Here is a 13281-nt window from a genome sequence, read left to right on the forward strand (position 1 = left end):
CGTTACCGGTAAACTTGGCCTTCTGCCCTAAGCTGCTTAGACACGACGTCAGGTCTTTCCTAAAAATCGCGTTTCCACTGCTTCTTCATATCCTTTTCTTACACGGTAAGCCTTGGCATATGGGCGCGAACTGACAGCAACGTGTAAGCCATCGCCAATAAAATGAAGCGCTACGCCGTCATCTGCGGCGAGCCCAGGCTTGATCTGCTCTTGCTGGAGCAGCCGCTGGAACACCGGGCGCCGGTCTACTTCCCCGTCGTAATGAGGGCAATTGCTGCCAGACAAAAAGCCTAGGCACGACAGTGGATGAAGTTCGTCGCCGTAAGAATCGGTGACGCCTTGTTCGAACCAACAAATCGACCCGGCGCTGATGCCGGCTAGGATGATTCCTTGATTCCAGGCTTTTTCGATGATCCGGTCCAAGCCCCATTCCCGCCACAACGCGAGCAAATTTTTCGTATTGCCCCCACCGACATACAGAATGTCCTGAGACAAAACGAACTCTTCAAGTGCTTGTGCGGGCGGCTTAAATAACGACAGATGCGAAGGCTCGCAGTCATGCTGTTCAAAAAAATCATAAAAGCGCGCGATATAGCTGTCTGCATCGCCGCTCGCCGTCGGGATAAAGCAGATTTTCGGCGTTTTTTTCGGTGATTGTTCCAGTATGTATAAGTCAAGCAGGGGATTGTCTGGCTCCATCGAGAAGCCGCCTCCGCCGAGTGCGATAATTTGTTTCATTGGGTTTCCTCCTGGCATTTGTAGGTGTCTAGTTCTCTTCACTCAAGCGCTGCAATTCTCCTGCCACTTCCATCGGTTTTACTTGGATAGTTTGCAACTCTTCCAGCCTGACCGATCCTCTCCCCCCCATACAATTCTTTCTCTTTTTGTTTGCTTAACCGAATGTAGTATGGAAACAACACGATCAGCAGCAGCCCGATCGTCCCGCTCATATACCCGAGACCCATTAAAAATCCGCCATTCTTAAACGACACATATTGTCGTTCACCACAAGTCGCACAGGTTTTGCCGTCCTTTGCCATGCCTAGTTTCCAGATGTCTGTCGCTTTCCATTTGGTTCCACAATTTGTGCAATGTGCCACACGTTTCACCCTTCCTTCATCTGCTTTCTTTTATTGAATCATAAAGCCTTCACTTATCTTGTGCTTCTCAATGCCTTTGATTATGTTACGCTCGTTTCCGGAAATGGTTTCACACCCAACTTTAAAATCTCCACAAAAAAGCCGCCAGAAATTTCCTGGCGGCTGTTGTGCATAGTAATGAAATTTATTCACTAATAAACAAAAACACTTGCTTGTCTTCCTGTCCTGCTTCACCGGCGAAATGGTCTGTATAGTCGAGCCATTTGGCGCGTTCTTGGCGGGCTTCGATCTTATCACCGAGTTCTGCTTCGATTTGTTGCATCATGGCGGAAACTTCCTTGAACGAGCGGTTGAAGCGGTAAGCCGCCTGCTCGAAAGGCGAATGGAGCACGAGCAAATGGCGAAATTCCTCTACGGAATCCGCTTGTTCAGCCAGCGCATCTTCCAGTTCTATTATGAAGCGGTATAATTGCCGATGCTCCTCACCCAGTTTCGCCACTTCGCTTTTCAGCAAATAGGCAATCATGCCATCGTTCATTGCCCACGCCTCCTTTATTGTCTTACCAGCTTGATTTTTTGACGCCGGGGATCTGCCCTTTATGTGCAAGGTCGCGGAATGCGATGCGGGACATGCCGAATTTGCGCATGAAACCGCGCGGGCGTCCAGTCACTTCGCAACGGTTCTTCAAACGGGTCGGCGACGAGTCTTTTGGCAGTTTCGCCAATGCTTCGTGATCGCCTTGCGCTTTCAGTTCTTTGCGGAGTTCCGCATAGCGCGCCACCATTTCACGTTGTTTTTTATCGCGTGCTACTTTTGATTTTTTGGCCATCGATAGGCTCCTCTCTATTATGCAATAATTTTCGGTAGATTACTTTGTTTCGCGGTGCAAAGTTACTTTTTTCAAGCGTGGACAGTATTTTTTCAATTCAATGCGCTCCGGATTGTTGCGCTTGTTTTTCGTCGTCGAATAATTGCGGTCGCCTGTTTCGGTGCAGGCCAGTGTAATGTTCACTCTCATATTGAGTTCCTCCTTATTGATGAATAGTTGATGCAGCCGGCAGTGGATCGTTAAATTGGCTCCAATCCTTAGTCAGCTCTGACTCTGTCAGCAAGCAGTCATTTAAAGACCGCACCATTTCCTGTTGATTCATCCTAATGCCGATTAATACGAGCTCAGTCATTTTCACGCCATAAGTTTTGTCCCACGCGCCTGCCGTCTCTAAACTTGCAGCAGGACCGGCCTGCGACAACAAAGTAGCCGTCTCGTCACGTGTGGCAATGCGCAAAAAACCTTTGGCGCGAATCACTTCTACCGGCCAGTCCATGATCCAGTGAAACAGCCGCTCCGGATGAAACGGTGTCTGACTGCGGTAAACGAAGGAAGCGATGCCATATTCTTCAGTTTCCGGTACATGCTCTTCGTTCAGCTCTTTGATCCATCCTGCGCCTTGGCTCGCTTTGTCCAAATCGAAGCGTTCGGTATTGAGCACTTCAGAAAGCGGCACCTGTGAACGCTCGGTGCGCAGAATGTTCGCGGACGGATTCAAGGCGCGCAGCACGCCGTGGAGTTCTTCTGCTTTTTCTGTTGTCAGCTGGTCCGCTTTGTTTAATAAAATGACGTCTGCAAATTCGATTTGGTCAATCAGCAAATCAGCAATTTCCCGTTCATCAGATTCTGTCGCGCCTTCTTTTCGGTCGAGCAAAGTTTCACCGGAAGCGAAATCACGCCAGAAGCCATGCCCGTCAACGACCGTCACCATCGTGTCGAGGCGGCACATAGCGGACAGGTCCACACCAATCGTCTCGTCCATATAGCTGAAGGTCTGTGCGACCGGTACCGGTTCGCTGATGCCGGACGATTCGATGACGATATAATCAATCTCGCCTTGCTTCACCAATTTTTCGACTTCAACGATCAAGTCTTCACGCAAGGTGCAGCAAATGCAGCCATTTTGCATTTCGACCAGCTTTTCTTCTGTGCGGGAAAAGCCGCCGTTTTGGACGAGCGCACTGTCAATATTCACTTCGCTCATGTCGTTGACGATGGCCGCGACTTTCATTCCATCCCGATTCGATAGAATATGATTCAATAACGTCGTCTTGCCTGCGCCCAAATATCCGCTCAAGACAGTAATGGGGATGCGCTTATCCATCTTATCTAACTCCCTTATGATCTCAATCAACAAATCGTAACGATTACGTTTTATATATTAAAGCGCTTTGTTCATTTGTGCAAGTATTTTTCAGCAGAATCTTCATTCTGCTGTTTCCATCTGAGTCCCACTTCTGTCGAAACTACTTGTCATTTCCCCTTCCAGCATGTATATTGTCTACAACAAATCGTAATAGTTACTATTTAAAAATCAACTGAAGACAATTTTTATGACAAGGCTCAGCTTATTATATGTTGAGCGGTTGGGAGAGACATGCATATGCACAACTGGATCATTATCGGCGGCATCCAAGGAATGACGCTGGCCACTTTTTTACGGAAGCAAAAAGGCGTTGCACCTGAAGAAATGGCAATCATCGATCCTCACGAGGAACCGCTATCTGAGTGGAGACGCTGCACCGAAGCCATCTCCATGCCATTCTTGCGCTCGCCTTTTGTCCATCATCTTGATGTGGACCCCTTTTCATTGAATCGTCATGCCAAAGCCAGCCTCTTTGGCGAAGGCGCCTCATTTTTTGGCAAGTTCAAGCGGCCTTCGTTATTGCTGTTTCATGAACATTGCGAGCATTTAGTGCGTGAACAGGAAATCCGCCGCAGCTGGATCCAAGGCCGCGTAGAGTCAATCAAGCGCTTGGAGAATGGCTGGAAAATCCATTTGGAGAACGGGTCACTTGTTATGGGAGCCAATGTCGTCCTGGCAATCGGCGCAGGTGAGCAGTTGCACTGGCCGGAGTGGGCACAGCAATTACAGACAGATTCACCCGGTTCGATCTTTCATGTATTCGACAAGGAATTGCCAAAGTTCGACGCTTCACAAGCCCCTTTTACGATTATCGGCGGCGGCATCACAGCGGTGCTTTTGACTTTGAAGCTTCACAAGCAGTTTCCAGGACAAGTGACCTTGTTGAAGCGCCATCCGTTCCGCGTACATGATTTCGATAGCGACCCGGGATGGCTTGGCCCAAAATACCAGCAAGCTTTTCACAACACGCGCTCCTATGTAAGGCGCCGGGAAATGATTGTAGCGGCTCGCCGTAAAGGCTCCATCACACGGGAACTAAATGCTGCATTGCGTAAGCAACTCCGCCAGTTTCCAAGGCTCGTGGCGGATGGCCATGTGCATAAGGCAAATCGGCAAAAAGGCATTACCTCTCTCTTTGACGAAGACGGCAGCCTGATTCATCAAACCGGAACCGCCATTCTCGCCACCGGCTTTCAACCACAGCTGCCAGGAAGCAGTTGGCTGGCACCTATTATCGAGGAACATCGTTTACCATGCGCCGCGTGCGGTTATCCTGTCGTCACGCATACTTTGCAATGGGGTCCTGGACTTTATGTGATGGGCCCGCTTGCAGAGCTGGAAGTCGGGCCGATCGCGCGCAATATTTCCGGCGCACGTGAAGCCGCTTCACGCATTCTGCAAGCGCAATAAAAACCCTGTTGTTACGACAGGGTTTTCTCCATTCCAAGCGTATTATTTCTTATGCCCACCGATTAGTTTTGTCCGGTCAATCGCTGTCCCTGCCTCTGTTCCAGATACTCCCCGGTAGATCGCAGTCGGGCCATGTTTGCGCTTGATCGCATCCATCGCCGCGCCTAGACGCCGTCTCTGCCATTTGTCCGCTTCGAACAGGCTCAACTGCATCGAGGTTTCGTCTTCCAGATTGGTGAGGGACAGCGAAATTTGGCGGACCGGCTGGCCAGTATAAAATTCCCGGAATAGCTCTTTGCACACACCATAGATTTTCAAGGTGTCGTTAGTTGCTTCTTCGATCGAGTGTGAGCGCGAGAATCCCCCGCCGAAGGAAGTTTTGCTGTAGCTCATGCCGAGGTGGATCGTGCGTCCGGCCATCCGCGCTTCTCTGGTGCGCATCGCAACGTCTTCGCACATCTCGAGCACAATCGTCAGGATGTCTTCTCGCGTTTCATAATCGCGGTAAAGAATCTGGCCTTTCCCGAAGCTTTTCTGCCCTTCTATGAGCAAAGAGCCGAGTTCTGAATAATCGATGCCGCGGGCGTGCTGGTGCAATTGATGGCCCATGATGCCAAAGCGATCTTCCAGCCGTTTAACGTCAGCCCGTGCCAGATCGCCTACAGTGAAGATGCCCATATTGTTCAAATTGCGCTCCATTTGGCTGCCAATGCCCCACATTTTGCTGAGCGGGGAAACCGGCCATAGTTTTCTCGGCACATCTTTCATCGTCCAATGCGCGAGCCCTTTTTTCTTGCCTTCCAAGTCAAGCGCGAGCTTTGCCAGCAGCATATTCGGCCCGATGCCGACTGCAGACGGCAAACCGAACTGGCTCATGATGGAATCCTGCATATCAATGGCGGCTTTTTCAGGCGTCCCGTACAGATGGATGATCCCGGTCAAATCGATAAAACTCTCATCGACGCTATAGACATGGATGTCTTCTTTTGGGACATACTGAGCGAACAACTCAGTAATCGCCATCGAAATTTCCAAATAAAACTGCATCCTTGGCTCAATGAGCAGGATATCCGGATGGTCTGGAATTTCATACAGCCTCGTACCGGTTCTGACACCGAAGCGTTTTTTCATTTGCGGGGAAGCTGCGAGCACGACGCTGCCTTTTCGCTCCTGATTGCCGACAATGGCAATGCAGGCTTCCATCGGATCCAAGCCACGCTCGACCGCTGAACAGCTGGCATAGAAACTGCGCATGTCGATACAGGCGATATAGCGGGGCTTTTTTGTCTGCTTTCCCATAACGCCACCCCTAACAAGAACATTTGTTCTTATTTTATGCGAAAAGCGGTTAAGTGGCAAGTGACATAATAGAAAAAGATTCTAGCAAAGCTTGACCGCAAGCGTAACGGCAGCCATTGCCGACCATAAAAAAAAGGCCCTACCTTATCAGGAGGTGGGCTTTTGAACTTGGCGCTACAGTCTTACATCGAACTTTTCAGGAATAAGCGATGCCTTTCTCCAATAAGGAAATGAGTTTTTCCGATTTCTCGGCAATCATTTCGCTGATGTCCTGATCAGTCTCCTTGCCATATCCAGCTGTAAGGCCGGTGGTCAGTTGATAAATACATTCAGCCATATACGGCGCATCCAGATCGGGAGCAAGTTCCCCTGATGCGATGCCTTCGAGGAGCAGCTCTTCGTATAAACTTATCATGTTGGGCCTATCTTCTCCCAAAAGGGTTTGCATCAGCTGCGTATTCGCATAAAAACTCTTGGCGATTTTTTCGTATAAAGGGTAATGCGCTGCAAACAAAGCTCCTGCCTTTATAAATTCCCGCAAGCTGTCAAAAAATGGGCTGGATTCCTTATCGAGCAAAGGAGCCATATAGAGCTGCTTTTGTTCCTTGATCATCGACAAGAGATACAAGTATACATCTTCTTTGTCTTCAAAATAATCGTAAAAGCTGCTTCTCGGAATGCCAGCCGACTTTATGATGGACGCTATTTTAACTTCTTCAAATGTCGCTTTCGCAAACTCCTGCATGGCAGCCGCTATTAAACTATCTTGTTTTTGCTCTGTCAATTTAAAAAATGTCGTTTTTGGCATCTCTTCACTCCTGCTTGTGGTCTTCTAGTATGTGCTGGATGTAATCCGCCGCTTTTGGCAGCCCGTTCTCTAATTGGATTTCCTTCTGTATCTGCTTTGCCCGTTCGATACGCTCTTCGCTTGTCAGTTGTTCCAAGGCGAGAACCAAATCGGATACCTTTAGATTTTTCTCCCGCAGCGGCTTTACCGAATAGCCCTTTTTATACAGCCGATTCGCCCAAAATGGTTGGTCAGCCGTAAATGGCAAGATCAGCTGCGGCACTCCGCTTAGCAAAGCTTCCGCCGTTGTGCCCACACCGCCATGATGGACAATGCCGGCCGCTCGCTTGAATAGCAATCGATGGGGTGCCTGATCGACGGCGAGTATCTGGTCATCCTCGCCGAACACCATCCCGCTTGTCCCAACCAGCACGATCGCCCGGTTGCCTGTCTCCTTGATCGCCTGGATCAACTTTTGTTGAAATCCGTGCGGATCTGTTAAAGGCATGGAACTAAACGAAATGACGATAGGCTTTTTCCCTGCGTTCAAAAATTCTTCAATTTCTTCAGATAGCGTTGCGTATCCTAAATCCATGAAAAAGAAACCGGATAAAAAAACATGCTGATTCCAGCTGTCCACTTCTTTAAACAGGAAAGGGCTGAGAGGGTAAAGGATGGGAATGGGTGAACCGTTCATTTCATACATATACCGGCCTGCTTTTCTTTTTGGCAATTTCAATGTTTTTTCTCTAAAGTCATTAATTTGCTTCATGAAAGGCTGTTCGCTTAACATCACTACTTTATAAGACCATTTGTTCAATAACGGACCGAAGTTTTTATTCGGGGAGATCGTGAAATTCGGGAATTCCGTTATCGGATACATGATGGGAACAGGCGACAAGCAGAGTGAGGAAATGTTTTGCTGAACGGCTATGTCGACGGCACCGAGGGCTTTTGGATGATAGATGATCAACGCTGCCCCTTGCGAAGCTGCGTGGAAATTATCCATGCTTTTTCTATATGCCGGGGTAATCACTCGTTTGGAGAACTTGAACATTTCGATGAGCTTGAAATTCCCTCCGTTAAAGACCTTATTTCCTTCCTCACTCTCCATAATCGCCATTAAATCGGCCGATGCGGGGTGAAAAGCAATTCCGTTACTTTCGACGAAGTTCTTAAAACTGGCCCCTGTGCAAATCATCACTTCGTGGCCTCTTTTTACGAGTTCCTGTCCTAGCGCAACGAACGGCTGCACATCTCCCCTGCTGCCTAAAGTCAACATGGTGATTTTCATTTCCCCACCACCTTCCCTTCCCGAACATCTCCGACGACAGTGTCGTCGGAATAATTTGATTATCTGTTGCTCTTGCTTATTTGTCAAAATTTGCTTTATCGTTTCGTTTTTGTGCAGCAAAACAGGCTTTCCTGTTAAAGGAAAGCCTGTCCATTTCAATTATTCTCTTTTAACCCGTCAATATACTGTTTCGCTTCAAGGAGAGAATAGCCGAATGCGACACGTACCGCTTTTACGGCACGAATTTCCTCGCCCTCTGCGATTAAACGACGCAGTTCCTCATTGATTGCCGGCTCTTCCAACGTCACTTCCGCTTCCAATTGCTTCATCCGTTTTGACATATGCTTTATGCGCACCTCCAATGCCTGAATCTGTTGATTAAGCACCACATATACGACCCAAACGGTGACAAGGGCTACGCCGACAAGCCACATTGATTCCATGTTTTCCATCATTTAGCGTTCCAGCCGATCCAGAAATTTCTCGAGCCGGTCGACAGTCGTCAAGCGGGCATTGCAAGCTGCTTCATCCGCACAGATGTACTGGCCATGCTTGACGTAGCTATCAACATTCGCCCCCTTGGTCTTGGCCATAAATAGGCCGACTGAGCTGTGTTTATGGCAAATCATGCAGACGCCTTGCTTGCGGCTCGCGCCAAATTGGCCGCTCACTGCCTGCAGACGGCCGTTTCGTTCGGCCACCAAAAAGCGGTTGGTGTTCTCCTGCCAGGACAAATACGACAACGAGTGGAAATCGATGGCCTGGAGATTTGGCCCTTTCAACCTTTTGGCTTTCGGAAACAGGCGTTTCAAGTTATCGAGATTAACGGTTGGAAAAGGAATCAAATAAGGGCGCAGGCCAGACAGAAACTCTTCTGCAGCGTGAGTGTCTTTTACGGACGTCAATGGACGCAATACGTTTTTCTGCTCTTCTGTCAGCGCCGGGAACATGGCAAATACTTTTTCATGGCTCAAATGGCGCAACACGCTCAAGACTTCCGCATCATTTGCAGTGGCATGCGCCGTCACGAGTGCCAAAGCTTGCTCTTTGATGAAATTATATTGATGGTTGCGGATAAACGCTTCGGGCTGGCCTGAAACATTCGTCCGGTCCGTCGATTCTTTGATGATGGTCATCGTTAGCCTCCTCAGAAGGTATGACTTTTCTGTGATTTTACCATATTTTGTCCGCAATCGCAGAACAGGCACCCTGAAATCAGGATGCCTGTCTTTAAGCTATGAAAATTCCTGTGATTGTCCCGTAAAGCAGCGCCAAAGTAATGACCAATGCTGGATGAAGCTTCCACTTTTCGAGCATCAGGAAGCTCACCACCATCAGGATTGCCGTCTGGATACCGCCGAGTGATGCTTCTGAAGTGACAATGAAGTCGAGTGTCATGACGCCGATCAGGACAGCGATGACGGGCTTAACGACTTTTGAAATATTCTTCACTTCTCGTGAATCTTTGTATTTAAAAAGAATCGCCATCAGTGCAATCATCAAGATCAACGAAGGGGCAACTGCACCGAACAGGCCGACCGCTGCCCCGAGCACGCCACCTTCAGCATAACCGATATAGCCGGCCATCTTGGTCGCGATTGGGCCAGGCAAAGAGTTGCCAAGTGCCAGCACTTCGCTGAACTCTTGGGTATCCATCCAGCCGTAGCGGCCGACGACTTCCTTCTCGACAAGCGGAATCGAAGCCGGCCCTCCGCCATAACCGAGAATGCCCGGAATGAAAAAGGCTAGGAAAATCTGCCAGTAGATCATGTTTTCTTCACCGTCCTTTTAATGAAAGGCACAAGGACCATTAGAATCAGCCCGGCAATAAGAAAGGCCGGGTGAATGCCAAGAACTTCAAGTAAAACGACCGAGACAAGGATCAATAAAATGGCCCTGCTCCAACCGAGCGCCTTTTCAGACTGCCGGACAAAATTCCAAGTCAAGACACCGAGCATGACGGCGACAACCGGAACGACCGCGCTCGACATATTGGCAACCCACGGCACGTCTTTATAGTTTTGCAGGATGCCGAGCAGGAGAATCATCAAAACGACCGTTGGGATAATCGAGGCAGTGAGGGCGATCAAACAGCCGCGAAGCCCCGCCACACGGTAGCCGATATAGCCGGCGAGTTTGGTCGCGATCGGTCCAGGCATGGTGTTCGATAAAGCGATCGTGTCACCGTACTCCTCGTCCGTCAACCAGCCGTAGCGATCCACCACATCACGCTGCATGATCGGAATGACCGCCGGGCCGCCGCCAAAGCCGAGCATGCCGGCGCGGAAAAAGGCCATGGCGAGATCGATCGATTTGACGCCTTGTTCTGTTACCAAACAGCAATCGCTCCGTCCGTACGGGATTCCGTGCCGCCTGCAAGCACGCCGGTTTCTGGATTGCGCCAAATAATCTGGCCGCGACCAAAGCCGCCCGGGTCCGCCATCACTTCCACTTGATGCCCTCTGCGTTGCAATTCCTGCGCCAAATAGTTCGGGAACTCCGCTTCCACAGTCACTTTTTTGCCACCCATCCATTGCCAGCGAGGCATGTCGAGCGCCGCTTGCGGATTCAGCAGATAATCAAGCGTATTCACGACCACTTGGAAATGGCCTTGCGGCTGCATATAGCCTCCCATAACGCCAAACGGCCCGACCGCTTCGCCCGCTTTTGTCAAAAATCCTGGAATGATCGTGTGGAAAGTTCGCTTGCCTGGCTTCAAGGCATTTGGGTGGCTGTCATCAAGCGAGAAATCCGCTCCGCGGTTCTGCAATCCGATGCCCGTTCCCGGAACGACGATGCCGGAGCCAAAGCCCATGTAATTGCTTTGGATATAGGAAATCATATTGCCTTCCTCGTCGGCCGCTGCCAAGTAAACCGTGCCGCCTTTTGGCAGTTCGTACGCCACCGGATTGATCGCTTCTGCCCCGATTTCTTTCGCGCGGCTCGCTGCGTAGTCATCTGATAATAAATGTTCAGCCGTCACCGGCATATCCGCTTGTTCAGTGATGAAGGCTTGGCCATCCGTATAAGCGAGTTTCATCGATTCGATTTGCTGGTGCAGCGTGTTGCCATGTTGCCAGACCGGAGTGTCTAGTTGCTTGAAAATATTGAGCGCCATTTGCGCGACCATGCCTTGGCCGTTTGGCGGGATTTCCCACACCTCATGCCCTTTATAGCTCGTCGAAATGGGCTTAACCCATTCAGCCTTGTACGCGGACAAGTCTTGCTTTTTCAAGAAACCGCCGTGTTCGGTCATGAAGCTGTCGATTTTCTCTGCCAGCTCGCCTTCGTAAAAAGCTTTGGCATCGGTTTCGCCAATTTTCCGGAGCGTGTCGGCGTGGCCAGGCGATTTCCACATTTCCCCGATTTCCGGTGAACGGCCATCTGGCGCAAAGGTTTCAAACCATGCTTCAAATTCTTTAGCGGTGAAATTCTTTTTGAAGGTGTCGTAAGCTTTTTTCCAATACTTCCCGAGAATCGGCGTCAATGGATAGCCTTCTTCCGCATAGCGAATGGCCGGTTCCAAAGTTTCCGCTAAGCTGAGTTTGCCAAAGCGTTTCGATAACTCTGCCCAGGCAGCGGGAACACCAGGGACCGTAATTGGCACTAGGCCATGCGTTGGCATCTTGTCGTGCCCTTTTGCTTTAACGGCTTCGATCGTCAGTTCCTGAGGCGAAGGGCCGGATGCATTCAATCCGTGCAGTTCGCCTTTGACCCAGACAAGTGCGAAGGCATCACCGCCGATGCCATTTGAGGTCGGTTCTACAACGGTTAAGGTCGCTGCTGTCGCGATTGCGGCATCGATGGCGTTGCCGCCTTTTTTCAAAATTTCAAGACCTGTTTGCGCGGCAAGCGGCTGTGAGGTTGCCACCATGCCTTTCTTACCGAAGACCGTATGGCGTTTCCCTGGGAAAGGGTGATTTGAATAATCCAATGTGATTCCTCCTATTATGTATTGCTCAAGCGATTAAATTCTCGAGCAAGGTGAACTTTTTATATTATTCAAATTTTACGGGAGCCACTCAAATAAGTAAAATTAAATATATTTAATAGTATAATGAGTAAAACTCAACGAGGTGTACATATGGACCATAAACTGGAGATTTTTGTTACCACTGCTGAACAAAAAAGCTTTACCCGTGCAGCCGAATTGCTTCATATGACTCCTTCGGCTATTTCTTTGAGCATCAAGGCGCTGGAAAACAAACTGGGCGTCCGGCTATTCGAGCGTAGCAATAAATACGTCCAATTGACGGAAGCCGGCCAGGTGATGTATGCCCAGTCCAAAGAGATTCTCTTGAAATACGATCAATTAAAGCTGGCACTGACGGAACTCGAACCATCGACCGCGATGCCTTTGTCGATTGGTGCGGCCTATACATTCGGCGAATACTTTCTGCCAAGCATTATTTACGCGTTTAGCAAGCGCCATCCGAACATTACACCGAGTATCACCATCCACAATTCCAAGACCATTATCGAACAGACCCATAAGCAAGAACTTGACATCGGCTTTATCGTTGAAGGGGAAGCGAGCGGCAACGATGTCGCAACAGAGTTGTTTACAGAAGAGGAGATGGTCATCATCGCTCGCCCTAACCACCCGCTCATTCATCATTCACAAGTCGACCGCCGCCTGCTCGAAGCGGAAACTTGGATCATCCGAGAACCCGGTTCCGGCACGCGCGACGTCACCGACAAGCTGTTTGCCCAGCTCGGCATCGCCCCGAAGAAAGTCATGAGCTTCGGCAGCTCCCAAACCATCAAGGAATCGGTCGCACTTGGCCTTGGCATTTCGTATCTCTCGGAATCCACTGTCAAAAGCGAAACGAAGACCGGATCGATCGGCGCAATCACGCTGGCCGACTTTCCGAACAAAAGCCGCTTCCACTATATTACCCATCGCGCAAGTTTCCATACTCCGGCGGCTCAACTTTTCTTGGATTTCCTTGCGTCCTATGTCTTGGATGAGAAGGTTTCGGTGCATACGCAAAAACGCCTGGTGGAACTTTGAAGAACCATTTCGGCTCACTTTCATTTGCGCTCGTTTTGTTCCTCTCAATCCAGATGGACAAGACGCCATATCCAATTCAAGCTCCAAGCGGATAAATAGTTTTTTTACATCCGTAAAAGCCCAAGAAAAGGCGTTCCTTTTCTTGGGCTTTTATCGTTTTCTTCTATAAGTAGACTATCCT

General features: G+C 49.5%; 16 protein-coding genes. 2 read left to right on the top strand and 14 right to left on the bottom strand.

Going from position 1 to position 13281, the window contains the following annotated elements; genetic code table 11:
• Positions 1 to 48 precede the first annotated feature (48 nt).
• From AY633_RS07515 to AY633_RS07540, 6 genes are all read right to left on the bottom strand, one after another.
• Positions 49 to 738: a Type 1 glutamine amidotransferase-like domain-containing protein gene (locus AY633_RS07515; protein WP_068487706.1), complete on the bottom strand. Its 690-nt coding sequence runs from the start codon at positions 736 to 738 to the stop codon at positions 49 to 51.
• Positions 739 to 776: 38 nt separating this feature from the next.
• Complete coding sequence (locus AY633_RS07520) at positions 777 to 1100, bottom strand: hypothetical protein (protein WP_068487707.1); 324 nt, start codon at positions 1098 to 1100, stop codon at positions 777 to 779.
• A gap of 184 nt (positions 1101 to 1284) precedes the next feature.
• On the bottom strand, positions 1285 to 1638 hold the full coding sequence (locus AY633_RS07525; protein ID WP_068487708.1) for a hypothetical protein: 354 nt from the start codon (positions 1636 to 1638) through the stop codon (positions 1285 to 1287).
• A 22-nt stretch (positions 1639 to 1660) separates the two neighbouring features.
• Positions 1661 to 1930 carry a 30S ribosomal protein S14 gene (gene rpsN, locus AY633_RS07530; RefSeq protein ID WP_068487709.1) on the bottom strand — a complete coding sequence of 90 codons (270 nt, stop codon included), beginning with the start codon at positions 1928 to 1930 and terminating at the stop codon, positions 1661 to 1663.
• 39 nt (positions 1931 to 1969) lie between these two features.
• Entirely contained in the window at positions 1970 to 2119 is a 150-nt protein-coding gene (rpmG, locus tag AY633_RS07535; RefSeq protein WP_058382433.1) for a 50S ribosomal protein L33, read from the bottom strand.
• A 13-nt stretch (positions 2120 to 2132) separates the two neighbouring features.
• Complete coding sequence (locus tag AY633_RS07540) at positions 2133 to 3254, bottom strand: GTP-binding protein (protein WP_068487710.1); 1122 nt, start codon at positions 3252 to 3254, stop codon at positions 2133 to 2135.
• A 279-nt stretch (positions 3255 to 3533) separates the two neighbouring features.
• Here AY633_RS07540 and AY633_RS07545 point away from each other — a divergent pair, with 279 nt between their 5' ends.
• On the top strand, positions 3534 to 4706 hold the full coding sequence (locus tag AY633_RS07545) for a Rossmann-fold NAD(P)-binding domain-containing protein (protein ID WP_068487711.1): 1173 nt from the start codon (positions 3534 to 3536) through the stop codon (positions 4704 to 4706).
• Between the two features lie 42 nt (positions 4707 to 4748).
• On the opposite strand, the gene AY633_RS07550 is transcribed toward AY633_RS07545, so the two are convergent.
• The 8 genes from AY633_RS07550 to AY633_RS07585 form a co-directional block, all read right to left on the bottom strand.
• A complete protein-coding gene (locus AY633_RS07550; protein WP_068487712.1) occupies positions 4749 to 6005 on the bottom strand; it encodes a Y-family DNA polymerase in 1257 nt (418 codons plus the stop codon).
• 196 nt (positions 6006 to 6201) lie between these two features.
• On the bottom strand, positions 6202 to 6813 hold the full coding sequence (locus AY633_RS07555) for a TetR/AcrR family transcriptional regulator (protein ID WP_068487713.1): 612 nt from the start codon (positions 6811 to 6813) through the stop codon (positions 6202 to 6204).
• Between the two features lie 4 nt (positions 6814 to 6817).
• Positions 6818 to 8086, bottom strand: coding sequence for a glycosyltransferase (locus AY633_RS07560; RefSeq protein ID WP_068487714.1), 1269 nt, complete (start codon positions 8084 to 8086; stop codon positions 6818 to 6820).
• 155 nt (positions 8087 to 8241) lie between these two features.
• Complete coding sequence (locus AY633_RS07565; protein ID WP_068487715.1) at positions 8242 to 8541, bottom strand: hypothetical protein; 300 nt, start codon at positions 8539 to 8541, stop codon at positions 8242 to 8244.
• The gene (locus tag AY633_RS07570; protein WP_068487716.1) at positions 8542 to 9222 is read right to left on the bottom strand and encodes a FusB/FusC family EF-G-binding protein; all 681 of its coding nucleotides are present in this window, start codon (positions 9220 to 9222) and stop codon (positions 8542 to 8544) included. It lies immediately after the preceding gene.
• 94 nt (positions 9223 to 9316) lie between these two features.
• The gene (locus tag AY633_RS07575; protein ID WP_068487717.1) at positions 9317 to 9856 is read right to left on the bottom strand and encodes a chromate transporter; all 540 of its coding nucleotides are present in this window, start codon (positions 9854 to 9856) and stop codon (positions 9317 to 9319) included.
• A complete protein-coding gene (locus AY633_RS07580) occupies positions 9853 to 10383 on the bottom strand; it encodes a chromate transporter (RefSeq protein WP_068487903.1) in 531 nt (176 codons plus the stop codon). Before AY633_RS07580 ends, AY633_RS07575 begins: the two co-directional genes overlap by 4 nt.
• 32 nt (positions 10384 to 10415) lie before the next feature.
• Positions 10416 to 12020: a gamma-glutamyltransferase family protein gene (locus tag AY633_RS07585; protein ID WP_068487718.1), complete on the bottom strand. Its 1605-nt coding sequence runs from the start codon at positions 12018 to 12020 to the stop codon at positions 10416 to 10418.
• Between the two features lie 150 nt (positions 12021 to 12170).
• Between AY633_RS07585 and AY633_RS07590 the strand changes: the two genes are divergently transcribed.
• Positions 12171 to 13100: a LysR family transcriptional regulator gene (locus AY633_RS07590; protein WP_068487719.1), complete on the top strand. Its 930-nt coding sequence runs from the start codon at positions 12171 to 12173 to the stop codon at positions 13098 to 13100.
• The last annotated feature ends 181 nt before the right edge of the window (positions 13101 to 13281 follow it).

The organism is Planococcus maritimus (genome assembly GCF_001592825.1).
Classification (GTDB): domain Bacteria; phylum Bacillota; class Bacilli; order Bacillales_A; family Planococcaceae; genus Planococcus; species Planococcus maritimus_C.

Excerpts from the sequence above, each read along its gene's own strand:
- AY633_RS07515 (WP_068487706.1), bottom strand. The coding sequence starts at position 738 with ATGAAACAAATTATCGCACTCGGCGGAGGCGGCTTCTCGATGGAGCCA.
- AY633_RS07525 (WP_068487708.1), bottom strand. The coding sequence starts at position 1,638 with ATGAACGATGGCATGATTGCCTATTTGCTGAAAAGCGAAGTGGCGAAA.
- rpsN (WP_068487709.1), bottom strand. The coding sequence starts at position 1,930 with ATGGCCAAAAAATCAAAAGTAGCACGCGATAAAAAACAACGTGAAATG.
- rpmG (WP_058382433.1), bottom strand. The coding sequence starts at position 2,119 with ATGAGAGTGAACATTACACTGGCCTGCACCGAAACAGGCGACCGCAAT.
- AY633_RS07540 (WP_068487710.1), bottom strand. The coding sequence starts at position 3,254 with ATGGATAAGCGCATCCCCATTACTGTCTTGAGCGGATATTTGGGCGCA.
- AY633_RS07545 (WP_068487711.1), top strand. The coding sequence starts at position 3,534 with ATGCACAACTGGATCATTATCGGCGGCATCCAAGGAATGACGCTGGCC.
- AY633_RS07550 (WP_068487712.1), bottom strand. The coding sequence starts at position 6,005 with ATGGGAAAGCAGACAAAAAAGCCCCGCTATATCGCCTGTATCGACATG.
- AY633_RS07555 (WP_068487713.1), bottom strand. The coding sequence starts at position 6,813 with ATGCCAAAAACGACATTTTTTAAATTGACAGAGCAAAAACAAGATAGT.
- AY633_RS07560 (WP_068487714.1), bottom strand. The coding sequence starts at position 8,086 with ATGAAAATCACCATGTTGACTTTAGGCAGCAGGGGAGATGTGCAGCCG.
- AY633_RS07565 (WP_068487715.1), bottom strand. The coding sequence starts at position 8,541 with ATGATGGAAAACATGGAATCAATGTGGCTTGTCGGCGTAGCCCTTGTC.
- AY633_RS07570 (WP_068487716.1), bottom strand. The coding sequence starts at position 9,222 with ATGACCATCATCAAAGAATCGACGGACCGGACGAATGTTTCAGGCCAG.
- AY633_RS07575 (WP_068487717.1), bottom strand. The coding sequence starts at position 9,856 with ATGATCTACTGGCAGATTTTCCTAGCCTTTTTCATTCCGGGCATTCTC.
- AY633_RS07580 (WP_068487903.1), bottom strand. The coding sequence starts at position 10,383 with ATGGCCTTTTTCCGCGCCGGCATGCTCGGCTTTGGCGGCGGCCCGGCG.
- AY633_RS07590 (WP_068487719.1), top strand. The coding sequence starts at position 12,171 with ATGGACCATAAACTGGAGATTTTTGTTACCACTGCTGAACAAAAAAGC.